At 39.0% G+C, this 25,161-nt stretch carries 20 protein-coding genes, 4 tRNA genes and 1 pseudogene; 16 read left to right on the forward strand and 9 right to left on the reverse strand.

All coding sequences use genetic code 11. The annotated features are described in order from the left end of the window. From GG9_RS0109070 to GG9_RS0109090, 5 genes are all read right to left on the reverse strand, one after another. The coding region (locus tag GG9_RS0109070; RefSeq protein WP_032825215.1) for a GTP-binding protein at positions 1-472 on the reverse strand (472 nt) is incomplete at its 3' end. Positions 473-573: 101 nt separating this feature from the next. Next, positions 574-649, reverse strand: a tRNA-Thr gene (locus tag GG9_RS0109075). Between the two features lie 3 nt (positions 650-652). Then, a tRNA-Gly gene (locus tag GG9_RS0109080) sits at positions 653-727 on the reverse strand. Between the two features lie 42 nt (positions 728-769). After that, a tRNA-Tyr gene (locus tag GG9_RS0109085) sits at positions 770-854 on the reverse strand. 29 nt (positions 855-883) lie between these two features. After that, positions 884-959, reverse strand: a tRNA-Thr gene (locus GG9_RS0109090). 214 nt (positions 960-1,173) lie between these two features. Between GG9_RS0109090 and coaA the strand changes: the two genes are divergently transcribed. Then, positions 1,174-2,109, forward strand: coding sequence for a type I pantothenate kinase (gene coaA / locus GG9_RS00135; protein WP_005632939.1), 936 nt, complete (start codon positions 1,174-1,176; stop codon positions 2,107-2,109). A gap of 91 nt (positions 2,110-2,200) precedes the next feature. Here coaA and plsB read toward each other — a convergent pair whose 3' ends face one another. After that, on the reverse strand, positions 2,201-4,630 hold the full coding sequence (gene plsB, locus GG9_RS00130; RefSeq protein ID WP_005632940.1) for a glycerol-3-phosphate 1-O-acyltransferase PlsB: 2,430 nt from the start codon (positions 4,628-4,630) through the stop codon (positions 2,201-2,203). 174 nt (positions 4,631-4,804) lie between these two features. Here plsB and lexA point away from each other — a divergent pair, with 174 nt between their 5' ends. The 8 genes and pseudogenes from lexA (at position 4,805) to psiE (ending at position 13,373) form a co-directional block, all read left to right on the forward strand. Beyond that, the gene (gene lexA, locus GG9_RS00125; RefSeq protein WP_005632942.1) at positions 4,805-5,428 is read left to right on the forward strand and encodes a transcriptional repressor LexA; all 624 of its coding nucleotides are present in this window, start codon (positions 4,805-4,807) and stop codon (positions 5,426-5,428) included. A 142-nt stretch (positions 5,429-5,570) separates the two neighbouring features. Then, positions 5,571-6,395: a diaminopimelate epimerase gene (dapF, locus tag GG9_RS00120; RefSeq protein ID WP_005632944.1), complete on the forward strand. Its 825-nt coding sequence runs from the start codon at positions 5,571-5,573 to the stop codon at positions 6,393-6,395. Between the two features lie 132 nt (positions 6,396-6,527). Beyond that, positions 6,528-10,472 carry a phosphoribosylformylglycinamidine synthase gene (purL, locus tag GG9_RS00115; RefSeq protein ID WP_005632947.1) on the forward strand — a complete coding sequence of 1,315 codons (3,945 nt, stop codon included), beginning with the start codon at positions 6,528-6,530 and terminating at the stop codon, positions 10,470-10,472. 33 nt (positions 10,473-10,505) lie between these two features. Further along, positions 10,506-10,979 carry a hypothetical protein gene (locus GG9_RS0109095; protein ID WP_032825217.1) on the forward strand — a complete coding sequence of 158 codons (474 nt, stop codon included), beginning with the start codon at positions 10,506-10,508 and terminating at the stop codon, positions 10,977-10,979. Between the two features lie 12 nt (positions 10,980-10,991). Next, the gene (locus tag GG9_RS00110; RefSeq protein WP_005632948.1) at positions 10,992-11,783 is read left to right on the forward strand and encodes a hypothetical protein; all 792 of its coding nucleotides are present in this window, start codon (positions 10,992-10,994) and stop codon (positions 11,781-11,783) included. A 113-nt stretch (positions 11,784-11,896) separates the two neighbouring features. Next, positions 11,897-12,565 (forward strand): REP-associated tyrosine transposase, encoded by a 669-nt coding sequence (locus tag GG9_RS00105; protein WP_005632949.1) that lies wholly within the window; start codon positions 11,897-11,899, stop codon positions 12,563-12,565. Positions 12,566-12,612: 47 nt separating this feature from the next. Then, positions 12,613-12,858, forward strand: a pseudogene (locus GG9_RS09760) (helix-turn-helix domain-containing protein); the annotation flags it as partial. A gap of 95 nt (positions 12,859-12,953) precedes the next feature. After that, a complete protein-coding gene (gene psiE, locus GG9_RS00100; protein WP_005632950.1) occupies positions 12,954-13,373 on the forward strand; it encodes a phosphate-starvation-inducible protein PsiE in 420 nt (139 codons plus the stop codon). 63 nt (positions 13,374-13,436) lie between these two features. Here psiE and GG9_RS00095 read toward each other — a convergent pair whose 3' ends face one another. After that, entirely contained in the window at positions 13,437-14,723 is a 1,287-nt protein-coding gene (locus GG9_RS00095; RefSeq protein WP_005632951.1) for a heme biosynthesis protein HemY, read from the reverse strand. A 9-nt stretch (positions 14,724-14,732) separates the two neighbouring features. Beyond that, positions 14,733-15,977, reverse strand: coding sequence for a uroporphyrinogen-III C-methyltransferase (locus GG9_RS00090; RefSeq protein ID WP_005632952.1), 1,245 nt, complete (start codon positions 15,975-15,977; stop codon positions 14,733-14,735). Between the two features lie 351 nt (positions 15,978-16,328). On the opposite strand from GG9_RS00090, the gene GG9_RS00085 reads away from it, so the two are divergent. The 4 genes from GG9_RS00085 to GG9_RS00070 all read left to right on the forward strand — a co-directional run bounded on the left by GG9_RS00085 (position 16,329) and on the right by GG9_RS00070 (position 21,581). Further along, positions 16,329-18,860 (forward strand): class I adenylate cyclase, encoded by a 2,532-nt coding sequence (locus GG9_RS00085; RefSeq protein ID WP_005632954.1) that lies wholly within the window; start codon positions 16,329-16,331, stop codon positions 18,858-18,860. A gap of 73 nt (positions 18,861-18,933) precedes the next feature. Then, complete coding sequence (gene gpsA, locus GG9_RS00080; protein WP_032825220.1) at positions 18,934-19,941, forward strand: NAD(P)H-dependent glycerol-3-phosphate dehydrogenase; 1,008 nt, start codon at positions 18,934-18,936, stop codon at positions 19,939-19,941. Positions 19,942-19,952: 11 nt separating this feature from the next. Further along, a complete protein-coding gene (cysE, locus tag GG9_RS00075; RefSeq protein ID WP_005632958.1) occupies positions 19,953-20,756 on the forward strand; it encodes a serine O-acetyltransferase in 804 nt (267 codons plus the stop codon). A 9-nt stretch (positions 20,757-20,765) separates the two neighbouring features. Beyond that, positions 20,766-21,581 carry a shikimate 5-dehydrogenase gene (locus tag GG9_RS00070; protein WP_005632960.1) on the forward strand — a complete coding sequence of 272 codons (816 nt, stop codon included), beginning with the start codon at positions 20,766-20,768 and terminating at the stop codon, positions 21,579-21,581. 32 nt (positions 21,582-21,613) lie between these two features. On the opposite strand, the gene lpxH is transcribed toward GG9_RS00070, so the two are convergent. Then, on the reverse strand, positions 21,614-22,327 hold the full coding sequence (gene lpxH, locus GG9_RS00065) for a UDP-2,3-diacylglucosamine diphosphatase (protein ID WP_005632962.1): 714 nt from the start codon (positions 22,325-22,327) through the stop codon (positions 21,614-21,616). Positions 22,328-22,412: 85 nt separating this feature from the next. Here lpxH and GG9_RS00060 point away from each other — a divergent pair, with 85 nt between their 5' ends. The 3 genes from GG9_RS00060 (at position 22,413) to GG9_RS00050 (ending at position 25,078) form a co-directional block, all read left to right on the forward strand. Continuing rightward, positions 22,413-23,135, forward strand: a complete 723-nt coding sequence (locus tag GG9_RS00060) for a 1-acylglycerol-3-phosphate O-acyltransferase (protein WP_005632964.1) — start codon at positions 22,413-22,415, stop codon at positions 23,133-23,135. A 1-nt stretch (position 23,136) separates the two neighbouring features. Further along, positions 23,137-24,546 carry a multicopper oxidase domain-containing protein gene (locus GG9_RS00055; protein WP_005632966.1) on the forward strand — a complete coding sequence of 470 codons (1,410 nt, stop codon included), beginning with the start codon at positions 23,137-23,139 and terminating at the stop codon, positions 24,544-24,546. Positions 24,547-24,610: 64 nt separating this feature from the next. After that, positions 24,611-25,078 carry a hypothetical protein gene (locus tag GG9_RS00050; RefSeq protein ID WP_005632967.1) on the forward strand — a complete coding sequence of 156 codons (468 nt, stop codon included), beginning with the start codon at positions 24,611-24,613 and terminating at the stop codon, positions 25,076-25,078. Positions 25,079-25,161: the final 83 nt, after the last annotated feature.

Here is a 25,161-nt window from a genome sequence, read left to right on the forward strand (position 1 = left end):
GAAGTTCACGAACTTCCATTTCTACTAATTCTAATAACTCTTCGTCATCTACCATGTCGCATTTGTTTAAGAATACGATGATGTATGGAACACCTACTTGGCGACCTAATAAGATGTGCTCACGAGTTTGTGGCATAGGACCATCAGTTGCTGCTACTACTAAGATAGCACCATCCATTTGTGCCGCACCAGTAATCATGTTTTTAACATAGTCAGCGTGTCCCGGACAGTCAACGTGTGCGTAGTGACGAGTTGCTGTATCGTATTCAACGTGTGAAGTGTTGATGGTGATACCACGCGCTTTTTCTTCTGGCGCGTTATCGATTTGGTCAAATGCACGAGCTGCACCACCGTAGTGTTTAGATAATACGGTTGTGATTGCTGCTGTTAAAGTTGTTTTACCGTGGTCAACGTGGCCGATTGTACCCACGTTTACGTGCGGTTTTGTACGTTCAAATTTTTCTTTAGACATTTAAAGAGTCCCTCTAAATAGACACGGTTATCGATGGGTAAATAAAACCACATTAACCAATAAAATTGTTTATTCTAAATGAAGGAAAGAGAATTGAAGGATGGTGCTGATAGGCGGATTTGAACCGCCGACCTCACCCTTACCAAGGGTGCGCTCTACCAACTGAGCTATATCAGCGTTTGGAGCGGGCAGCGGGAATCGAACCCGCATCATTAGCTTGGAAGGCTAAGGTAATAGCCATTATACGATGCCCGCAAGTCCTAAATTCGTCTGTCCCATCAGGATTCATCTAAAAGATGGTGGAGGGAGAAGGATTCGAACCTTCGAAGGCTGAGCCAACAGATTTACAGTCTGCCCCCTTTGGCCGCTCGGGAACCCCTCCACACTAAATGAATACTTGATACGAAAGAATGGTGCCGACTATCGGAATCGAACTGATGACCTACTGATTACAAGTCAGTTGCTCTACCTACTGAGCTAAGTCGGCGTGTCGTAAGCAAGTGAGGCGTATTATATGGAAAAAACTTTTCGTGACAAGTTTTTTTTCTAAAAAAATTATTTTTTTTACGTGTTCGTTTAAATCACAAGCAAAAATGTGAATTTTTAACCAAATCTTATTAAATTTACTGAAAAATAAATGCGAACATGCCGGTTATAGAGTATATTTTTCTTCGTTTATTTAGCTATCAAATAAAATTATTGTGGAATTTTCAACTCAGCAAACACCTTTTTTAAGCTTTAATCGTGAACAATGGGCGGAATTACGTAAATCCGTTCCATTAAAATTGACAGAACAGGCTCTGAAACCACTTTTAGGTTTTAATGAAGACCTTTCATTAGATGAAGTAAGTACGATTTACCTACCGTTAACTCGTCTTATTAACTATTACATTGATGAAAATTTACATCGCCAAACGGTACTACATCGTTTTTTAGGCAGAAATAATGCCAAAACACCTTACATAATTAGTATTGCTGGCAGTGTTGCCGTGGGAAAAAGTACTTCTGCACGTATTCTACAATCTCTACTTTCTCATTGGCCGACTGAAAGAAAAGTTGATCTCATCACAACAGATGGGTTTCTTTATCCATTAGACAAACTTAAACAAGAGAATCTTTTACAAAAGAAAGGGTTTCCCGTTTCTTATGACACACCTAAACTCATTCGCTTTTTAGCAGATGTAAAATCGGGTAAAAGCAATGTGACAGCACCAATCTATTCTCATTTAACATACGATATTATTCCCGATGAATTTGATGTGGTAGATAAGCCTGATATTCTCATTTTAGAAGGATTAAATGTTCTTCAAACAGGCAATAACAAAACCAATCAAACCTTTGTGTCAGATTTTGTTGATTTCTCTATTTATGTCGATGCAGAAGAAAAATTACTGAAAGAATGGTACATCAAACGCTTTTTAAAATTCCGAGAAAGTGCATTTAATGATCCTAATTCTTACTTTAAACATTACGCAAGCTTATCAAAAGAAGAGGCTGTTGCGACGGCAAGTAAAATTTGGGATGAAATTAACGGGTTAAATCTCAATCAAAACATTCTTCCAACCCGTGAGCGAGCAAATTTAATTCTAACAAAAGGTGAAAACCATCAGGTAGAGTTAGTTAAATTGAGAAAATAGATTAAAAGTGCGGTAAAAATTCACCGCACTTCTTTATATAGCTAATATAAAAAAGGAGCATCATTTGATGCTCCTAAAATTTTAATCTAACTTAAGCGTGCTCTTCCGCTTTTTCAACCGTTCCTTTGACAGTCAGACAAATTTCCGTTGAAATCAAATGAGAAAGTGTTGACGCCAAATATTCTATTTTTTCAAGATTGCCATTGCCTGATTCATCAAAATAACCTTGCTCTTTTAAATTCGCAATGAACATAGAGAAGACGGCTTTATCAAAGAACTCTGGCGCGTTAATACCATGCAATACAGATAAACGCTGTGCGACAAGTTGACTTTCTTTTTCCAGTTCTGCACGTGAAATATCTGGTTGTTTTTGCAAAATTGTCACTGTGATGTAATAACGTTGCAAGATTTCACGCATTCCCGCAGACCAAAGTTGTAAAATACGCACTTTTGATTTATTGATAGATAAGAAATTATCATTAGAGTTAATCACCTGTTGACGCGCAAATTCATCAATAATTTGGTGAATTTGAGTTTTTAACTCATCTTCACTAAAGTGCAAGAATAACTCGCCTTTTAAGAACGGATAAATCTTACCAACCGCTTCCACTAATAAATCTTTTTGAATCGCCTCATAATGCAAAATGATACTTGCAACTAAAGATGGCAATACAAATAAGTGTTGAATATTATTGCGATAGTAAGTCATCAACACGGCCGACGCGCGTTCTAAACGCACAATTTCCCCAAAGTTATCCTTTTCAACTAATACGCCAACACGATCAAGCGTTAATACATGGTTTAACATCATTTCAGGCGTAGCAGTTGGCAATACAACATCTGCGGAATAAGGCACGTTTTGTAGTAATTGTTGGTAACTTGCCAATTGTTCTAAAAGTTGCTCACGAGAAAGTGCACGCTGACGAGAAGACAATAATGCCGTCCCAACTAAATTCATTGCATTCACCGCGGATGCTTTATTAATGTTCACCATCACTTGTTTTGATACAGAATCAACAGCAGGAGCAAACCATTGTGGTTTTTCTTCGTGATTTTGCTCTTTCCAATCAGGGAAATGCTGACTCAAATAGTTTGAAAGTGTAATTGGCTCACCAAAATTCACAAAACCTTGACCAAGATTACGTAATTTTTTTATTACTCGAATAACCAAACCTGCATTTTCTTTTTCTTTCGCCGCGCCGCGCAATTCTTTTGCGTAAGTATCCACTTCCAATACGTGCTCATATCCCACATAAACTGGAACAACAGAAATTGGACGAGTTTGATTATGTTGCAACGCTTGAAGTGTCATTGACATCATGCCTGTTTTTGGCGCAAGTAAACGGCCAGTGCGCGAACGACCACCCTCAATAAAATATTCTACCGAATAACCACGATGAAATAACTCTGATAAATATTCGCGGAAAATGGCGGAATATAATCTGTTTCCTTTAAAAGTTCGGCGAATAAAGAATGCACCCCAACTGCGGAACATTCTACCCACAGGCCAGAAATTTAAATTAATTCCTGCTGCGATATGCGGCGGAACAAGCCCTTGATGGTAAAGCACGTAAGAAAGCAATAAATAGTCGATATGACTACGGTGACAAGGAACATAAACAATCTCATGACCTTCAAGTGCTAATTTACGTACACGATCTGCATTTTGTACATCAATACCAGAATAAAGTTTATTCCAAAGCCAACGTAGAAAACGATCCGCTGCTCGCAAACTTGAATGGCTTACATCTGCAGCGATTTCATCCAAAATCTTATGCGCTTCTTTTTGCGCTTTTTCAATACTGATATTTTTCGATTTTGCTTCATCTTCAATCGCACGTTGAATTGCTTCTGATTGCAATAATTTATTAAACATAGCTTGGCGATTCGGTAAACGCGGGCCTGTCGCAGAAATGCGCTGTTTAGCAAAATGCATTTTTGCAACTCGAGCCAGCTTTTGCGCAATTTTTTCATCGGAGCCATGCTCATTCACCATATAACGTAATGAAACGGCTTGAGAAAAACGCACAAAAGTATCACGTCCAAACCAAATAGCAGCAAAAGTTTTTTGCATGCCATTTAACAAACGCAAGTTAGGCAAACCGGATTTATCTTCATGCCCAGGAGAACGCCCCCAAAGAACGGAAACTGGAATAAGTTGCACATCTAAGTTCTCAGAAGTGCGGTGTAATTCGAGGTATTTATTGAAGATCGTGGTGGTTTCATCTTTCGCACCTTTCGATTTAAAAATGCGGCGTCCCTCATCTAAATACACATAACGAGGCAACTTCACACCAGCAATTTCATTTTTCTCAGCAGGATCAGGCAAACCTAACGCCAAACAATTTCGACGGAAAATAACGAAATCGGTTTGAGAGGTATAAGGCAAAACATAAACAACAGGTTGGTGAATATTGAGGGAAAGCTCTTCTATCGGATTGGCTGGAATTGGATTATTTTTCACTAATACTGACAGAGGCAAGCTCAATAATTGACGATACATATTTACAAAATTTGCCATGATAAATTTTCTCTTTGTTGTAAATTTGAAATATTTTAACACATCCGATCTCAACCGCTTTAAAAAATTTAGTGACAGAATGTGACCTAATACACAGATTTAAAAAATAACTATTGCAACTTCACGTAATCTGTATACAATACCAGTTATCTGTATTTAAAAACAGGAGTGTATATGAGACCATTAACAGCACGCCAACAAGAAGTGTTGGATTTATTAAAACGTCATTTAGAAACAACAGGCATGCCACCAACACGAGCTGAAATCTCTCGAGAATTAGGCTTTAAATCACCCAATGCGGCAGAAGAACATTTAAAAGCGCTTTCACGCAAAGGTGCGATTGAAATTATTCCTGGCGCATCTCGAGGTATCCGCATTTTAGACAATAGCGCAAATGAAGAATTTGATGGTTTACCACTCGTGGGGCGCGTAGCGGCTGGAGAACCGATTCTTGCAGAACAACATATCGAAGCAACTTATCGCGTAGATGCCGATATGTTTAAACCACAAGCAGATTTCTTACTAAAAGTTTATGGTCAATCCATGAAAGACATTGGTATCTTAGATGGTGATTTATTAGCTGTACATAGCACCAAGGATGTACGCAATGGACAAATTGTCGTTGCCCGTATTGAAGATGAAGTGACGGTAAAACGCCTTGAGAAAAAAGGTTCTATCATTTATCTACACGCAGAAAATGAAGAATTTGATCCAATCGTGGTAAATCTTGAAGAACAAGAAAACTTTGAGATTGAAGGCATTGCCGTAGGGATCATTCGCAATAATGCTTGGATGTAATCTGAGTAAATTAGCGAATAAAGTGCGGTAAAAATTTCCTGTGTTTTACCGCACTTTTCTTCGTCTAAAATTCTGAATTTGCCATTCTTTTTACCGCTCTCTATAATGCAATCAATCTTGAATTTAAATAAAGGATGGAAAAATGCAGTTTTCCAAAATGCACGGATTAGGCAACGACTTTGTTGTGGTTGATGGTGTTACTCAAAATGTTTTTTTTACGTCAGAAACCATTCAACGCTTAGCTGATCGCCACCGTGGAATTGGTTTTGATCAGCTTTTGCTTGTTGAGCCACCTTATGATCCTGAACTCGACTTTCATTATCGTATTTTCAATGCCGATGGAAGTGAAGTTTCGCAATGTGGAAATGGTGCACGCTGTTTTGCCCGTTTTGTAACATTAAAAGGGCTAACTAACAAAAAAAACATCGCGGTTAGCACGCAAAAAGGCAATATGGTTCTAACGGTAAAAGACGATAACCAAATTCGTGTAAATATGGGTGAACCGATTTGGGAGCCAGCAAAAATTCCATTTACCGCAAATAAATTCGAGAAAAATTACATTCTGCGCACGGACATTCAAACCGTCTTATGTGGTGCCGTTTCAATGGGCAATCCTCATTGCGTTGTACAAGTAGATGATATTAAAACAGCAAATGTTGAACAACTTGGCCCTTTGCTAGAAAATCACGAGCGTTTTCCTGAGCGTGTCAATGCAGGTTTTATGCAAATCATCAATAAAGAGCATATTAAACTTAGAGTTTATGAACGTGGTGCTGGAGAAACGCAAGCCTGTGGCAGTGGAGCTTGTGCAGCTGTTGCAGTTGGAATTATGCAAGGTTTATTGAGCAATCGAGTTCAAGTCGATTTGCCGGGCGGTTCATTAATCATTGAATGGAATGGCGTTGGTCATCCGCTTTATATGACTGGTGAAGCAACCCATGTATATGACGGTTTTATAACCCTTTAATCTTCTTATCCCCATCAAATTCTTAAAGATGGGGATTTTATTCCCCTCATTTACGCAAACGTTTTCGTTTTAGTGTTTTTCCTTTATAATAGCCCGCGATTTTTACCTCAAACACAACTCAAAGGTACCCGTATGTTTCAAACTTTTCGTGGCTCACCCGCCCTTTCTGAATTCCGTATTCAAGGCTTAATGCAAAAATTCCAACAAAATCAATTACCGGTGAAATCGGTTTATGCGGAATATTTGCATTTTGTGGAATTAAATCGACCGCTTGTTAGCGAGCAGGAAGCAAAACTAAAAGCATTGTTACATTACGGCCCAACCTTGGCAGAACACGATGCCAAAGGTGAAACTTTTATCGTGATTCCACGCGTTGGCACGATTTCTTCTTGGTCTTCTAAAGCGACCGATATTGCGCATAACTGTGGTTTAAGTGAAGTGGAGCGTATTGAGCGTGGTTTGGCATATTATTTTGAGTTAAGCCAACCGCTTGATGAGAAAACAACAGAAAAATTGACCGCACTTTTACATGACCGAATGATGGAAACCGTGGTGCGCAATCCGCAAGATGCGAAAATTTTATTCCATCATCAAGATCCGAAACCGTTCAAAACCGTAGATATTTTAAAAGGTGGACGTGAAGCTTTGGTGACTGCTAACGTAGAATTAGGTTTGGCACTGGCAGAAGATGAAATTGATTATTTGGTGGAAAACTTCACCCAATTAGGGCGCAATCCGCACGATATTGAACTTTATATGTTCGCGCAAGCTAACTCTGAGCACTGCCGTCATAAAATCTTTAATGCAGATTGGATTATTGATGGCAAAAAACAGGATAAATCCCTGTTTAAGATGATTAAAAACACCTTTGAGAAAACCCCTGATTTCGTGCTTTCAGCCTATAAAGATAATGCTGCGGTAATGGAAGGCTCAAAAGTCGGCCGTTTCTTTGCGGATCAAGATGGACAATATCGTTACCACAATGAAGATGCACATATCTTAATGAAAGTGGAAACCCACAACCACCCAACCGCAATTTCGCCATTCCCAGGTGCAGCAACTGGTTCAGGCGGTGAGATTCGTGATGAAGGTGCAACGGGTCGTGGTGCAAAACCAAAAGCAGGTTTAACCGGGTTCTCGGTATCAAACCTTATCATTCCAAACTTTGAACAACCTTGGGAAAATCCACTTTCCAAACCAAATCGTATTGCCTCAGCCTTAGATATTATGATTGAAGGCCCATTAGGTGGCGCAGCATTTAACAACGAGTTTGGTCGTCCTGCATTATTGGGTTATTTCCGTACCTATGAAGAGAAAGTCAACAGCTTCAATGGTGAAGAAGTGCGTGGTTATCACAAACCGATTATGTTAGCGGGTGGTATCGGTAATATTCGTAGCGAACACGTTCAAAAAGGCGAAATCCCCGTTGGTGCGAAATTGATCGTATTAGGCGGCCCAGCCATGAACATCGGTTTAGGCGGCGGGGCAGCGTCTTCTATGGACAGCGGTAAATCAAAAGAAGATTTAGATTTTGCCTCTGTGCAACGTGAAAACCCAGAAATGGAACGCCGTTGCCAAGAGGTGATTGATCGCTGCTGGCAATTAGGCGATGAAAACCCAATTCTCTTTATTCACGATGTGGGCGCGGGCGGTTTATCTAATGCAATGCCTGAATTAGTTCATGATGGTGAACGTGGTGGTAAGTTTGATTTGCGTTCAATCCTTTGCGATGAAAAAGGGATGTCGCCATTAGAAATTTGGTGTAACGAATCACAAGAACGTTATGTCTTAGCCGTTGCGCCAGAAAAACTCGAATTATTTACCGCACTTTGTGAACGTGAGCGTGCGCCGTTTGCGGTCATTGGTGAGGCAACGGAAGAGAAACATTTAACCTTGCACGATAGCCATTTCGACAATAATCCAATTGATTTGCCAATGAATGTGTTATTAGGCAAAACCCCGAAAATGACGCGCGAGGCTTCGTCAAAAACTGTCGAAAATCGACCGCTTGCAACAGAAAATATCCAATTAAAAGAAGCGTTTCATCGCGTATTACGCTTACCGGTGGTGGCAGAAAAAACCTTCTTAATCACCATTGGCGACCGTTCGGTAACGGGTATGGTGGCGCGTGATCAAATGGTCGGCCCATGGCAAATCCCCGTGTCTGATGTGGCCGTCACAACTGCATCATTAGACAGCTATCACGGCGAAGCCATGGCAATGGGCGAACGTGCGCCAGTAGCGTTATTAGACTTTGGTGCTTCTGCACGTTTAGCGGTGGCTGAATCCATTACTAACATTGCGGGCACTAACATTGGCGATATTAAACGCATCAAACTGTCTGCAAACTGGATGTCTGCGGCAGGTCATGGTGGTGAAGATGCCGGCTTATATGAAGCGGTGAAAGCAGTCGGCGAAGAACTTTGCCCAGCATTAGGTATTACCATTCCAGTGGGTAAAGACTCTATGTCGATGAAAACCACTTGGGAAGAAAATGGCGAGAAAAAATCAGTAACAGCACCGCTTTCTTTAGTAATTTCATCTTTTGCGCGCGTGGAAGATGTCCGCAAAACCGTGACACCTCAATTACGCACAGACAAAGGTGCAAGCCGCTTATTGTTGATTGATTTAGGCGAAAGAAAAAATCGCTTAGGCGCGACCGCACTTGCGCAAGTGTATAAACAATTAGGTGACAAACCAGCCGATGTGGTGAACGTAGCCAAACTGAAAAACTTCTTCGATGCAATGCAAGCACTAGTAGCAGAGCGTAAATTATTGGCTTACCACGACCGTTCAGACGGTGGTTTAATTACCACCCTTGCAGAAATGGCATTTGCGGGTAACTGTGGCGTGGATGTTGATATTTCTCCGTTATTCGATAGCGGAAAAGGATGGGCGCTTGAGCTCGGTGCGGAACACTATGCTCAAGAAATTTCCGAGTTAGCCATTTTATTTAACGAAGAATTAGGCGCGGTGATTCAGGTATTAGAGGCGGAACTTGACGCTATTTATACGGTGTTGAAAACACATGGATTAGAGGGAATTACCTACGACATCGGCAAGGTTAGCAACGATGATCGCATTGTGATCCATCAATTCGGAAGGGAAATTTTGGATGAAAAACACTCAGAATTGCGTGGCATTTGGGCGGAATTGACCCATCAAATGCAACGCTTACGCGACAACCCGGAATGTGCTGACCAAGAATTTGAAGCGAAAAAAGCGACAGACAACAAAGGTTTATCTGCTCACTTAACCTATGATGTGAATGAAGATATTGCCGCGCCGTACATCAGCAAAGGCGTGAAACCGAAAGTAGCCGTATTGCGTGAACAAGGCATAAACAGCCACGTTGAAATGGCGGCAGCTTTTGATCGTGCAGGCTTTGCGGCGATAGATGTCCACATGAGTGATTTAATGACAGGCCGTTACAACTTAAACGACTTCAATGCGATGGTAGCCTGTGGTGGCTTCTCTTACGGTGACGTATTAGGCGCAGGTGGCGGCTGGGCGAAATCCATTTTGTTTAATCCACAATTACGCGATCAATTCAGCCAGTTTTTCGCCAATGAAAACACCCTTTCATTAGGCGTATGTAACGGCTGTCAATTTATCTCCACCCTGGCAGAAATCATCCCAGGTGCAGAAAACTGGCCACGTTTCGTGCGTAATAAATCAGAACGTTTTGAAGCGCGTGCTGCGATGGTGAAAATCAACGACACCAACTCATTGTGGTTTAAAGGCATGGCTGGCTCACATATGCCGATTGCGGTTTCTCATGGTGAAGGCCGAGTAGAATTCAAAACACCTGAGAATTTAACCACACTTCAAGCACAAAACTTGATTGTGGCACAATATATCGACAGCCATTTAAACGTGACGGAAACCTATCCAGCTAACCCAAATGGCTCGGCATTAGGGATCACCGCAATTTCTAACATTGATGGTCGTATTGCCGCGATGATGCCACACCCTGAGCGTGTATTCCGTGCCGTGAGCAACTCATGGTATCCAGAAGATTGGTCTGAAGATGGGGCGTGGATGCGGGTGTTTAGGAATGCCAGAATATCTTTTTAAAACTACTTAATTATAACTAACAATGCGTGGTATATGAAAATTGACATAAATTTATCTCATAGAAATGAGTATAAAAAAGAAAATAACATAAATACAATTAATATTTATGAAAAATTAATTTCTAATTTGCAACCAATGATACAAAGCCAAGATAATAAAATTAGTTTTTTATTAGTACTTTGCTGCTTGCCTATTGGTCAAATAGATTACTTTGAAAAAGTTTTTAAATGTATTATAAGTAGTTATGAATTAGGTGGCTATTTGATTATTTTTCAATATGGAGTTTGGGTTTCATCTATTGCTATCCTATTATATGGATTAGTACCTAGAAAATATTTTGAAAGAGAAATACTAGAGGATGAGGCTTTATACTTAAGATTTATAAAGAGTGACTATAATAGAAGCATGAGAATATTATTAAAGAAAATATTTTATATTAGATTATCCTTGATATTTATTGGTATATGGAGCCTATTATTGATAGTTGAGATTATTTATATTTCCTAAGGAGATTTTTGTATGTCTATTTTAACAGAGAACCAGAAGAAAGAATTCCAAGATATTATTAATAAAGCACTAAATATAGCTGATAAGTTTTGGAAAGAAAGTGGTGGTGAGTTGGAGAAAGAAGCTATTTTATCGGCTCATGTAATGGATGGTATAAATGAGTCAGTTAATTATTCAGAAGAGAGTATTTCTACCAGAATACCAAACTTTGACCTAATAAGTAGTAATCAAAGTGTGAATAGTGAATTAATAGCAATTGTTGCAGATATGCGCGATTCAACAAAACATGCTAAAACTAGAACTAATATTATGAATCCTCTTAGAAGAATATTTCTTGAAACATCAGCATTACTTCCTGCTATGGAAAAAGCTATATCTATAAAAGGTGGAAGTGTAACAGAGTATTTGGGTGATGGTGTTCTAGGTTTCTTTGAATTCAATGAAGATAATATATATAACTCATATAATGCAGCTAGAATTATTATAAATGAGGTGCGGCCAATGTTAAATGTTACTTTAAATAAAAGGTATTGTTTGCCAGAAAATGAAATTAACATTGGAGTTGGACTGGCTAAAAGTAAAGCCATAATTTATGTGGCGGGAATTGAAAGTAAACATCCTAAAGCATTCGGAAGTTGTGTATATGATGCAACCAAATTATCTTCTGAGAGGAATATCATAGGAGTGTCTAATGAATTAGAGGCAGTTTGGCCAAGAACAAAAAATGGAACTCTACAATTTGAAAAATGTAATTTTGCAAATGGAAATATTAAAGGATATAAAATTAATCCTAGAAATAGATAGTCTCCATGATGGCCCCACGATAGCGCGCGTCTTCTGACGCGTGCTTTTTATGCTTTGAACTTTGGGCAATGCGTCGGGAGACGCGCGCCAGCGGTATATTAGCAGTATAAAATGTGTCATCCTTATTTATAGAAATTAATTTTGTTTTGAGATCTGAGTTCCAAGATGAGTGTTTTATTGTTGAATTTATATTTTCTGCTAATTATGTTGTACCAATTTTGAGGTATGTGATGAGCAGAAAATATAAATTTAATAATAAAGCAGGAATCTATTTTGTTAGTTTTGCAACCGTATATTGGATTGATGTTTTTATTCGAGAATCCTATTTTGAACTGATGATTCAAGCGTTATCATTCTTTCGAAAAGAACGTGGAATGCTGATTTATGGATATTGCATAATGCCTAGCCATGTTCATTTATTATTCCAAGCTAAAAAAGAGAATCCATCGGCGCTGATAAGAGATTTAAAAAAATTTACAACAACGAATCTGCTGAATTTAATTCGTGATAATCAACAAGAAAGCCGTAAAGAATGGTTGTTGTGGATGTTCAAAAGGGCAGGAACAAAAAGCTCCAATGTCACTCACTACCAATTCTGGCAACATCACAACCAACCCATCGAAATTCATTCTGATAAATTTTTTGACGAAAAGTTAGACTATATTCATCAAAATCCGGTGGTGAGCGGGTTTGTGTCTGAGCCTCAGGATTGGAAATATAGCAGTGCGAAAAATTATTGGCAGACGGTTGATCCTGTTTTAGACATTGATGTTCTCAGCTAAAAGTGATCTGCCCCCCAAACCTGGACACCTAATTTGAGGTGCAGATTATGTCCTACTCTTATCAATTTCGTTTGAAAATTATCAAACTCGTCACCGAACAGGATTATGGTATCCGTGAGGTGACGAAACTTCATAAAATTTCCCACGCTCTCGTCATTTATTGTCTAAAGACATTTCGAGAAAGAGGGCTTGATGGCGTAAAATCGCCTTATACAACCCTTCAAACATCGAAAATAGTGAAGCCAAAGATGAAAAAGAAAGAAATTGAAATCCTAAAAACAATATACTTTTCTAATTCCACCACGCTTTATTTTTCCAAATGACTTTGACCAACTTTACAATCTTGCATTAGAATACGAACCTTTAATTTTTGCTGTAAGGAATAAAAATGGAAGAATCTCCAGAATTAGAAAAATTGCCACGAATTATTACTGGTGTATTGAAAATCGTGCTTTGCACGGCATTGATTGCGTTAGCGATTGTACTCATCATTGCCCTTGGAAAAATCACTTATACTTTATCAATGATGGTGCTCAATACTTCTACTATCGTGCCTTATGACGTAGCTGAACAAGCAGTGATGTTTTTCTTATATTTCGGGTTTATTGGCTTGATTGTGCAGTATTTTAAAAGCGGCTATCACTTCCCTTTGCGCTATTTTATTTATGCAGGGATCACCGCGATGTTGCGTTTAATCATTGTTAATCATGAAAGCTCGGTGGATACCATCTTATTTGCAGGCGCAATTTTGATTATGGTAATCGCACTCTGTTTGGTGTTATATTCTAATAAACTGAAAAATATATAGTTTTAGATTCAAAGCAACAAAAAACGCACTTCACTTGAAGTGCGTTTTATCTTTTAAGTTGAGCTACTCAGATTTGCTTTCTAAAAGTGCGGTTGAATTTTCTTCTGTTTTTTCTTCCGCACTTTCTAGGGCGACATCTTGAATTGCCATCACTGATTTCAAACTATCTTGGCGAACTTGCTCAGCTAATGCTTTATCGCCCGCTTGTTCAAATACATAAGATGCCATCATCAAATCATTTGGCTCTAACTGTTTAGGGCAAGCCATCACGTTTTTGAATACATCTGCTGCTTTAGCAAATTCATTGTTACGAACATATAAATAACCCAAGGCACGATTGATACAGCATTTTTGCTTCTCATCTGCACGTTTTGCACGTTTTTCGATTAGCTTGAGAAGTTTACTGTTATCTTCTGGTTGTAAACGTGTAATTTGAGTACAAAGTTCTTTGCTAATACTGGTGTTATCGCCAATTTTCTTCAATACTTCAACAGTAAATTCTGATGCTGACTCATGGTCATTACAATCAATTAAACGCTGAATTAACCCCACTTTGAGATCAATATTATTACGACGACTACGAGACTGAGCATCCCACCATTCAAGTAAACCATCTACGCCTTCTTCATTCATTTTCTCATCGAGCAAACCATTTTCTGTTTGAGAACGAAGATCTTTGAACTCTTCATCGCTGAATAAACCACTATTTTTAACACCATCTAAAATCTTATCGAGGGCTTGATAGGCTTTAGAACGAAGATAAATTTCTACTGCCAGTTTTAACACTTCTTTATTGCGACCAGCCATTTCTAGCAGGCTATCCACAGAACTGCGCGCTGCCGGCAATTTGTTTTGTTGCAATAAAATACGCGTGCGGGCAATTTCCACCAGCAAATTATCTGAACCAGCTAATTCAGTGGCTTCAATTAAATAACGATTTGCACTAAATTCATCACCACGTTGTTGTGCTGCTTCAGCAGCTTTGATGAGGTTTAACACAGGCTCAGCAGAATGTTTGGCATTCTTACCAATCAATTTTTCTGCTTTAGCGTAATCCCCTTCATTCATCTTCATCAAACCTTCAAGGGTTTGTTTCTGCGCTCTTACACGTTTACGGCTAGAAAACCAATTATAAGAACCGCGACTCAAACGTAGAAAACGCGTTACAATCCATTCCAAACCATAAATAATCGCTAAAGCAATCACGAAGAAAATCACTAATGTCGTAATCGACATTTCAACGATATTATTTGTTGTTTCAATACGAACATAGCCTTGCTGACCAGAAAGATAAGGCCCTGCAATCAACCCAGCAAGCAATGCTAGCATTAAAAAAAGCACTCTAAACATAGGCTATCCTTATTTTTGTGGCTCAGCTTTTGCCGGTTGAGATTCTTGTTTTTCTGGTGCAGATGCTTCTGTTGCCGCACCTTCAGCTTTAGGCATAGTTTCAATGGCTTTATCCGCTTCAATTTCCACCTTTCGAACATCTAACGGTGCACGATTGAGATATTTATCAAGTAAGGTCAAACTTTGTAATTGCTCTGGCACATCGACATAAATAGAAGAATCAGCCAGCTCATCTACTGATTTTAAGAAATTTTGCGTCACTTCTGCATTCGTATCAAAATAGCTACGAACCCAAGAAGCAACCGCATCTAAAGATTGTTTATAAAGTTCATCTTGCTGGCGTGGAACGGCCATAATAGCAAGTTGTAAACGTAAACGAATGTTCTCACGCAGATAAATATCTTGGTTTGGTGCAAGCAATTCTTTTTTATCTGCACTTTGTTTTGGAGAAATACGAATGAAGTGATTTAGGAAAGAAGTTGCACTCTTTTCCACATTTTGCTGCCAATCTGCAATATCATCAGATAATTTACCGCTCTTTTCTGGCGTTTCATCAAAATTTACATTCAATGCTTGTAGCTCATCCACAGTATTGGCAAGCTGTGAAAGTTTTTGCATTACTGCATTTTGGTCTACGCTTGAAAGTGAAAGAAGTTGTTTTAAATCTTGATTGATTGCAGTACGAATCGCATTCGCTTGTGAATTGTTTACCTTAACGAGAGTTTCATCAGCCAATTTTAATAAAGAAATAGCTGTATCAACATCGTTATCTAAAACAAGTTTACGCAAGGCGTTATTTAACAAGAAATCTGCTTCGGAAAATAACCAGTCACTCGGTTGTTGTGCACCAGCCAATTGACTAACTTGTTTTACTTGAGCTTGTAACGCAGCAATTTCGCCTGTTTTGCCTGCAACTAATTGCTCAAGTTGCTCGATTTTATCTTGTGCGGTTTTTAAGCCTTGTTCTAATTGTATAACCAGCCCACTATTATCAGATACAGGGGCAGAAACAACTACACCACTTTGGCTTTCAAGTGCGGTTAATTTTTGCTGAATTTCAACTACTTGTTGCTGACCAAAATAATAACCAGCTCCACCTACACCTAGCGCAATGAGAATCGCCAATAAACTCAATGCTGTGCCCGTTTTTTTCACAATAGTTTGTGGAACTGGCTGTATCGTTTCTGTTTTTTCAACCACTTTTGGCGTATCACCAACTTGTTCAGTGATGTCGTTATCTTGATCTTTTGCCATATCAATTCCTTAATAAGTCAGATTGAATAAGTTAATGTACTCGCTTTAATAAGAAAAATACCGAGCAGTCTATAGATTCTCATATCAGCGAAATTAAGCCATTTACGCAATAAATTTGTTGGCTATCCTATCACTCTTAGGTTAAAAAGTCATTTTGATTGTTGATATAAGAAACACCTCAGATATGAGAAATCGCATTAAAAATAAGATTTTTAGTCATTTATTTTGCGTTCTAATAATTTAAAATCTCTGATGCTTCACAAACTGTGATTTGCATCACAATTTTTTGCATTTATACTCCCTAAGTGGTAAATTGTTCGCCAATTTTTGTTGTTCTGGTAGGGACACCACGTGGAATGTAATCTAGCACAAGCAAAACAATGGGTTAGCGCTTTGGATCAACGCCGTTTTGAGCGTGCATTACAAGGTTCAGGCGATGCATTCCAACACGTTTTAGCTGTTGTTCCTTTACTTTTACACCTAAACCATCCGCAACTTCCAGGCTATGTTATTCACGCCCCCTCAGGTATTGCAAGTTTCCTCGCATCTGATTATCAAAAAAAATGGCTCACCAATGAATACGGTATTCACTATGCCGATCATAAGTCTTCAACACTCAAAAGTGCGGTAAATTTTCACGAAGTTTTACCACCAATTCTAGGCGTTTATTTAATGGGTAGCTTTGGCTCAATAAGTCAAACCTCTTCTTCAGATCTTGATACTTGGATTTGTGTCCGTGATGGCTTGAGTCCAGATGAATATGCACTTCTTACTCAAAAAGCCAAGCGGATTAGTGAATGGGCAATGCAATTTAATGTGGAAATTAATTTTTATTTGATGGATCAACAACGTTTCCGCAATGAACATTATGCTGACCCACTCACTGTTGAAAATAGCGGCTCTGCGCAATATATGTTATTGCTTGATGAATTCTATCGCTCCGCTGTACGCTTAGCAGGCAAACCTCTACTTTGGTTGCATTTATGGGTAGAAAATGAAAAAGACTATGAAAAAGAGGTGGCGCGTTTAATTACTGAAGGGGAAATTGATCCAAATGATTGGGTAGATTTTGGCGGTTTAGGTCAATTTTCTGCAAACGAATATTTTGGTGCCAGCTTATGGCATCTTTATAAAGGGATTGATTCGCCTTATAAATCTGTGCTCAAAATTTTGTTGTTGGAAGCCTATTCCAAAGAATACCCGAACACCTGCTTAATTGCCTGTACTTTTAAGAGAGATTTACTTGCAGGTAATACCAATCCAGATCACCATTTTGATCCTTACATTGCCATTCTTGCAAAAGTAACCCAATATTTAACCGCACTTTCTGAATTTAAACGTTTGGATTTTGTGCGCCGTTGTTTCTATGTGAAAGCAACGGAAGATTTTGCGCGTTACCAAACCAATAATTGGCGTATTCGTTATATGGAAATCCTTGCGCAAGAATGGGGATGGTCTGCAGAAACGGTAAAACATCTCAATAAGCGTCCATTTTGGAAAATTAAGGCAGTAAAAGAAAACCACGATAACATAATGAAATTTTTAATGTTGAGTTATCGTAATTTAGTGGAATTTGCGCGAAAGCATCACATTCACTCGAGCGTCGTGCCACAAGATATCAACATTCTTTCTCGTAAACTTTATACTGCGTTTGAAGAACTTCCCGGCAAAGTGTCCTTACTCAACACGCAGATATCTCACAATTTATCAGAAGCACACCTAACTTTTGTGGAAGTTCGCGGCAATAAACATTTTAAAGATGGTTGGTACCTTATCAATCAACCAACACACCATATTATGTTCTCCAAAGAACGAGTGATTGAATATGGAGAAAGCCTCAATAAATTAGTCTCTTGGGCTTATTTCAATCATTTACTCACAGAAAAAACCAAATTGTCAATTTTTAGCAAGAATGTGACTTTAAGCACATTGCAACGCTTTGTCACTAACTTGCGTCAGTCTTTTCCAAGCACCATCGCCAAACAACCTAAAAACAGCGATTTATTGAATCAATGCGAAATTCGTAGCTTGTTTATTGCCATAAATCTCACCACTGATCCAACATCCAAAGTAGAAGAAGTATTAACCGGTATTTCATCGCGAGATTTATTTAGTTTTGGATCCCTCGAACAAAGCCTTGTGGGCAGTATCGATTTTACTTATCGCAATGTGTGGAACGAAATCCGAACACTCCATTTTGAAGGGCAAAACGCTATTTTGCTTGCGCTAAAAGTACTTTCTAACAAAATTTATCGTGGCGTTAATCGCCCAGATTCCATCCAAGTATATTGTTATAGCGAACGTTATCGCCAAGATTTACGCCAATTAGTGATGGGATTAGTCAATCGATGTGTTAGCATCCAAGTCGGCGATATTCAACAACCTTGCCAAACGTCACGTTTACGCGTAGCGGGTAAAAACTGGCAATTATTTTTTGAAGATCGCGGGATTAGCTTACAAGAAATCGGAAATGAACCTGTCTGTAATGAAGCTGAAAGTGCGGTGGATTTTGACGAAGTTTTACAAACGCCAATTGAAGATGGCGAGACAAACCAAGAAAGTCGTCGCTATCCACCAGAAATGGATGCCTTCGCAAGTGAAGGATTCCTACAATTCTTTTTTGAAGATAATTCCGATCATAGCTTCAATGTTTACATTTTAGATGAATCTAATCGTCTCGAAATTTATCGCCACTGCGATGGTGAAAAAGATGAAAAAGTGCGGGAGATTAATCAACTTTATCAAAATGCTAAACTGGAAGGCGATAAAAATCCTTACAATATCGTTCAACGTAATTTTAACTACCCTCAATTTTATCAACTAAAAAATGGGAAAAATGGCATATCGATTGTGCCGTTTAAATTCCGCCCAGTGAATAAGTAATATTTTCCTGTGGTTGATAGGTCACCGAAAGATATCTATACTTATTTCCTCTTTCACTAAATAAATTGTGGATATGACAACTTCGCAAACACCAATCACTGTGCTAGGTGCGGGATCTTATGGAACTGCGCTGGCAATGACCTTTTCTCGCAATGGTTCTCCCACTTATTTATGGGGGCACAATCCCGCCCATATCGCACAAATGCAGACAGAACGACAAAATTATCGTTTTTTACCAGATGTCATCTTTCCTGAGGAACTTCATTTAGAAAGCAATCTTGCGCAAGCAATGGAATATTCTCAAGATATTTTAATCGTGGTGCCAAGCCATGCTTTCGGTGAAATTCTTATAAAAATCAAACCGCACTTAAAAGCCCACCACCGATTAATTTGGGCGACAAAAGGTCTGGAACGTAACACGGGGCGTTTACTACAAACCGTAGTTGAAGAACAACTCGGAACACAATATCCACTAGCTGTACTTTCGGGTCCAACTTTTGCAAAAGAATTAGCGCAAGGTTTACCAACAGCTATTACGCTCGCTTCCAATAACGAGCAATTCGCGCAGGAATTTCAGTCTCGTATTCATTGTAGTAAACATTTTCGAGTCTATATAAATTCGGATATGATTGGCGTTCAACTTGGTGGTGCAATTAAAAATGTGATCGCAATTGGCGCAGGTATTTCAGATGGTATGGGATTTGGCGCAAATGCTCGCACCGCACTGATTACGCGTGGCATTGCAGAAATCAGCCGATTAGGTACCTCGCTCGGTGCAAATCCCAATACATTTATGGGAATGTCTGGATTAGGCGATTTAGTGCTAACTTGTACCGATAATCAATCGCGCAATCGACGTTTTGGATTAATGCTAGGTGAAGGATTAGATGCCCAAACGGCTATGGAAAATATCGGGCAAGTCGTGGAAGGTTTTTATAATACAAAAGAAGCCTATTTGCTTGCACAAAGACAAGGTGTGGAAATGCCGATTACAGAACAAATTTATCAAATGCTATTTTGTGGCAAAAGCGCACAAGATGTAGCGATCAGCCTTTTGGGGCGAGAATGTAAAGGCGAATAAAAGGAGAAATTATGACATTAGATGTGTGGCAACATATTCGCCAAGAAGCCAAAGAACTTGCCGAAAACGAACCAATGCTTGCCAGTTTTTTTCATTCTACGATTTTAAAACATCAAAATCTGGGCGGTGCACTAAGTTATTTATTGGCGAACAAATTAGCCAATCCTATTATGCCAGCTATTTCTCTCCGTGAAATTATTGAAGAAGCCTATCAAGCCAATCCTTCTATCATTGATTGTGCTGCTTACGATATCCAAGCTGTCCGCCACCGAGACCCTGCTGTGGAATTATGGTCCACCCCATTGCTTTATTTAAAAGGTTTCCATGCGATTCAAAGCTATCGAATCACCCATTATTTATGGAATCAAAATCGTAAATCCCTTGCCCTTTATTTACAAAATCAAATTTCAGTAGCTTTCGATGTAGATATCCACCCAGCGGCAAAAATTGGCCACGGTATCATGTTCGACCATGCAACAGGTATTGTTGTGGGGGAAACATCTGTAATCGAAAATGATGTTTCAATTTTACAAGGTGTCACGCTTGGTGGTACGGGAAAAGAATCAGGCGATCGTCATCCAAAAGTACGCGAGGGTGTCATGATTGGGGCGGGAGCAAAAATTCTCGGTAATATCGAAGTGGGAAAATACGCCAAAATTGGGGCAAATTCTGTTGTGCTTCACCCCGTACCTGAATATGCCACGGCAGCGGGTGTACCTGCTCGCATTGTGAGTCAAGATAAAGCGGCAAAACCTGCTTTTGATATGAATCAGTACTTTATTGGCATTGATGATGGAATGAATTTAAACATATAAGGAGACACCATGATCAACAAAGATACCCAACTCTGCATGTCTTTATCTGGTCGTCCAAGCAATTTCGGTACCACCTTTCACAATTACTTGTACGATAAGCTAGGATTAAATTTCATTTATAAAGCATTCTCCACGCAAGATATTGAGCACGCCATCAAAGGCGTTCGCGCATTAGGCATTCGTGGTTGTGCAGTTTCAATGCCATTCAAAGAAGCTTGTATGCCATTTTTAGATGAAATTCATCCGTCGGCACAAGCCATTGAATCTGTAAACACCATCGTGAACGATAATGGCTTTTTGCGTGCATATAACACTGATTACATTGCCATCGTAAAATTAATTGAAAAATATCATTTAAATAAAAATGCTAAAGTCATTGTTCATGGCAGTGGTGGTATGGCAAAAGCCGTTGTGGCTGCCTTTAAAAACTCAGGTTTTGAGAAATTAAAAATTTACGCACGCAACGTAAAAACAGGTCAATATCTAGCCGCACTTTACGGCTATGAATACATTGATTCTTTAGAAAACCAACAGGCAAACATTTTAGTCAATGTTACGCCAATCGGTATGAAAGGTGGCAAGGAAGAAATGGATTTAGCCTTTCCCAAAGCGCTCATTGATAATGCTAGTGTCGCTTTTGATGTAGTGGCTATTCCTGCTGAAACGCCCTTTATTCGTTATGCTCAAGCACAAGGAAAACAAACCATTTCTGGCGCAGAAGTGATTGTACTTCAGGCTGTAGAACAATTTGAGCTTTATACACATCAACGCCCAAGTGATGAATTAATAGAAGAAGCAGCAGCTTTTGCTCGAGCCAACTCTTAACATCAAAAGTGCGGTGATTTTTCACCGCACTTCTAATCTTTAATAAAACTAAATTCTCCGCTTTCATCCATTTTTAAAATTGACGCGTAATTGTTTCGCCAATCCCCTAATACAATTCGGGTAAATCCTTCTTGTTGATGAATCGCCTCACGGTGTGTGTGTCCGTGAATTAATAAATTTACACCAAACTCTTGTACTTTTTCTGTCGTGAAGGCTTGATTCACATCCATAATTTCCTGTGATTTGGCTTGTTTATCTTGATTACTCTTTGCTCGAATTTTCTCCGCAATTTTCACCCGCACTTTTAATGGTAAGCACAAAAACAAACGCTGCAGCCATTTTTGATGAACTCTACGGCGGAATTGTTGGTAAGCCTCATCATCAATGCAAAGCGTATCCCCATGACAAAGTAAGATTTTTTTATCATAAAGTGTGATTAATTGATAATCAGGTAAAAGCTGAGCTCCCGTTTCTTTTGAAAAACGTTCACCAATTAAGAAATCACGGTTGCCGTGCTGAAAATAACATTGCACACCCCGTTCGCTTAGAGATTTAATTAAATCTTTAACTTGTTGAATCAATGTAGATTGCTCGTCATCACCAATCCAAAAATCAAAAAGATCACCTAAAATGTAAAGCCGTTCAGCCTGTGGGGCAAGATTCTGCATAAAATCGACAAAAAGTGCGGTCAATTCAGGCCGTGTTTCGCTTAGATGCAAATCAGAAATAAAATAACTATGTTTCATAAAAATTCCACGATTTTTGTTTAGATTAGCACATATTAATATTGAATTTGCTATACTTTAACGAAATTTTGTATAGGACCTCCTCATGTTAAAACTACTTCGAATTTTCCTCGTATTAATCTGCTGTATTCTAATTTGTGTACTGGGTACGATTTATTCTTTTATCCGCTTTAAAAATCCAAGCAACGTAGGCATTGTTGCACGTTGGTTTGGACGCTTATATCCACTTTTTGGCTTAAAAGTAGAACATCGTGTTCCTCAAAATCAGAAGCAAATTAGCCGCGCGATTTATATCGGTAATCATCAAAATAATTATGATATGGTGACAATCTCTTATATGGTGCAACCTCGTACAGTAAGCGTGGGTAAAAAAAGCTTAATTTGGATCCCCTTCTTCGGCATTCTGTATTGGGTAACGGGCAATATTTTCTTGGATAGAGAAAACCGCACAAAAGCACACAGTACGATGTCGCAGCTCGCACGACGAATTAATGAAGATAATTTATCTATTTGGATGTTCCCGGAAGGCACTCGCAGTCGTGGTCGCGGTTTATTACCCTTTAAAACGGGTGCATTTCATGCGGCAATTTCAGCAGGTGTACCGATTATTCCAGTGGTATGTTCAACCACGCATAACAAAATCAATTTAAATCGTTGGGATAATGGCAAAGTGATTTGCGAAATAATGGATCCAATCGATGTTTCAGGCTATACCAAAGACAATATTCGAGATCTTGCGGCTTATTGTCATGATCTAATGGAAAAACGCATTGCCGAACTTGATGAAGAGATAGCAAAAGGAAACTAAAATGCCACGCCTTTCCCGCCGTCAATTATTAAAAACAGCTGCAATTTCTACCGCACTTTCCACAGTACCCGCACCATTGTTAGCGGCAAGCCGTGAAAAACTAGTTGTGCCACCACTCATTGAAGTTCGCCGCGGTCGCCCGATTGTATTAACAATGCAGGAAATGAATTATCCCCTAGATGGCTCACACAATGTGACGGTATGGGGATTCAACGGCAATTATCTTGGACCGACCATTAAAATCAAATCAGGCAGCTTTGCCAAACTTAATTATCATAACAATTTGCCACAATCTGTTGCTTTATCTATTCAAGGTTTACAAGCATCAGGCGAGCTGTTTGGCGGGGCGGCTAGAATACTAAAAAAAGGCGAGTCTTGGGCGCCCATCGTGCCTATTGAACAACCCGCAGCAAGCTGTTGGTACCGTTCTGCAACATTAGCCAACTCAGCCTATCAAACCTATCGTGGCTTAGCTGGAATGTGGTTAATTGAAGATGAGCAAAGCCTAAAAGCGAATCTTCCCAATAAATACGGCGTAAATGACATTCCATTGATTTTACAAGATATGGAATTTAATAATGATGGTCTCCAATTATTCAAACAAAATCAACCGCACTTTGTAGGCAATCGCTTATTAGTAAATGGTATTGAAGCACCATATTTAGGTGTTGCACGGGGTTGGATTCGTTTACGTTTGCTCAATGCATCATTGGCTCGTGCTTATGATTTACGCTTGGATAATGATCAAGAAATGCTACTTATTGCACAAGATTTAGGTTTCTTACCAAAAGCGAAATCGGTCAAATCTTTAGTTCTCTCTCCAGGAGAACGCGCAGAAATACTCATTAATATGAATGACACAGATAGCGTATCGCTCATTAGCGGAAGTAAACGTAGCTTGTACGACAAAATGAAAAATATGTTGTTCTCAGGCGATGAACTGGCAGATAACACCGTCCTTGAATTGCGTGCCAAGGGAGAAATGTCAGCATTTAATAAACAACTAAATCTGACTTTCGAAACGGATGCGCCAGCAATGTTACAACAAGCCGTTGCACAAACTCGAGAATTTAATATTGATGTCACAAACGGTTTAATTAACCAAAGACGTTTTGACCCACGCAAAGTTGATGTAATAGCTCGAAAAGGAACAATTGAACGCTGGATTTTAAATGCAAGTTTACCTGTTGGATTTACTATTCAAGGTGCCAAATTTGTGGTGGAAAGCCAAGGAGAACATCAATTTCAAGCAGAAGAATTAGCTTGGAAAGATACAGTTTGGGTAAAAAACAAAACTCAAATTTTAGTGAAATTTGATCAAGCATCTTCTGGCAACTACCCATTCTTATTTGGGGTATCGAATTTAATGCTAGAAGATATGGGATGCATTGGCGTACTGATGGTACAATAACTTTAACTATCCTAAAACACCATGAATTTTAATCATTCATACTTTATTTAAAGAGGGAATCGTAATGAAAAAATCATTAACATTAACCATTATTTCTTTATGCGCAGCATCATCTGTATTTGCCGCGTCCGATGTTCCGCAAGAACCGCAACCAACACTTTACCTTTCAACCTATGATATGTCTGGGAAAACGCCAACGGATTTAGGTAAAAAAGATATTTCTCGTTCAGCTAAAGCACACCAACTTTGCTGGGTTGCTAATGGTAATTTTGCTAAACAAATTACTGTTACCGAAGTCTTTAAATCGCCTGAAAAAACAACCTTTTCTGTATCAGAAAATCCAAATGCAGTTAAAGTTTCTGAAGATAAAAAGACTCACACAATTACAATGACTCGCAATGTGTTAAATCAAGGTAAAACGGTAGTAAATTGCTGGAAATTTGATGAAAAAGATCCTAGAGGTCAATATACAATCCAAGTTCAAGTGGGTGAGATTGTTTATGATCCTTTGACATTTAACGTTGTAAAATAAGAATCCACACGTAAATTATTTCCCTATTAAAACAGGCTTATTCTTTTTGTCTGTCTATAAAAAAATCGCACCTTTAACAGTGC

This window comes from Haemophilus haemolyticus M19501, from assembly GCF_000222025.1.
GTDB lineage: Bacteria > Pseudomonadota > Gammaproteobacteria > Enterobacterales > Pasteurellaceae > Haemophilus > Haemophilus haemolyticus_G.

Bases quoted from the DNA above. Each gene is read 5' to 3' on its own strand.
- plsB (WP_005632940.1), bottom strand. From the start codon at position 4,630: ATGGCAAATTTTGTAAATATGTATCGTCAATTATTGAGCTTGCCTCTG.
- lexA (WP_005632942.1), top strand. From the start codon at position 4,805: ATGAGACCATTAACAGCACGCCAACAAGAAGTGTTGGATTTATTAAAA.
- dapF (WP_005632944.1), top strand. From the start codon at position 5,571: ATGCAGTTTTCCAAAATGCACGGATTAGGCAACGACTTTGTTGTGGTT.
- purL (WP_005632947.1), top strand. From the start codon at position 6,528: ATGTTTCAAACTTTTCGTGGCTCACCCGCCCTTTCTGAATTCCGTATT.
- GG9_RS0109095 (WP_032825217.1), top strand. From the start codon at position 10,506: ATGAAAATTGACATAAATTTATCTCATAGAAATGAGTATAAAAAAGAA.
- GG9_RS00110 (WP_005632948.1), top strand. From the start codon at position 10,992: ATGTCTATTTTAACAGAGAACCAGAAGAAAGAATTCCAAGATATTATT.
- psiE (WP_005632950.1), top strand. From the start codon at position 12,954: ATGGAAGAATCTCCAGAATTAGAAAAATTGCCACGAATTATTACTGGT.
- GG9_RS00095 (WP_005632951.1), bottom strand. From the start codon at position 14,723: ATGTTTAGAGTGCTTTTTTTAATGCTAGCATTGCTTGCTGGGTTGATT.
- GG9_RS00090 (WP_005632952.1), bottom strand. From the start codon at position 15,977: ATGGCAAAAGATCAAGATAACGACATCACTGAACAAGTTGGTGATACG.
- gpsA (WP_032825220.1), top strand. From the start codon at position 18,934: ATGACAACTTCGCAAACACCAATCACTGTGCTAGGTGCGGGATCTTAT.
- cysE (WP_005632958.1), top strand. From the start codon at position 19,953: ATGACATTAGATGTGTGGCAACATATTCGCCAAGAAGCCAAAGAACTT.
- GG9_RS00070 (WP_005632960.1), top strand. From the start codon at position 20,766: ATGATCAACAAAGATACCCAACTCTGCATGTCTTTATCTGGTCGTCCA.
- lpxH (WP_005632962.1), bottom strand. From the start codon at position 22,327: ATGAAACATAGTTATTTTATTTCTGATTTGCATCTAAGCGAAACACGG.
- GG9_RS00060 (WP_005632964.1), top strand. From the start codon at position 22,413: ATGTTAAAACTACTTCGAATTTTCCTCGTATTAATCTGCTGTATTCTA.
- GG9_RS00055 (WP_005632966.1), top strand. From the start codon at position 23,137: ATGCCACGCCTTTCCCGCCGTCAATTATTAAAAACAGCTGCAATTTCT.
- GG9_RS00050 (WP_005632967.1), top strand. From the start codon at position 24,611: ATGAAAAAATCATTAACATTAACCATTATTTCTTTATGCGCAGCATCA.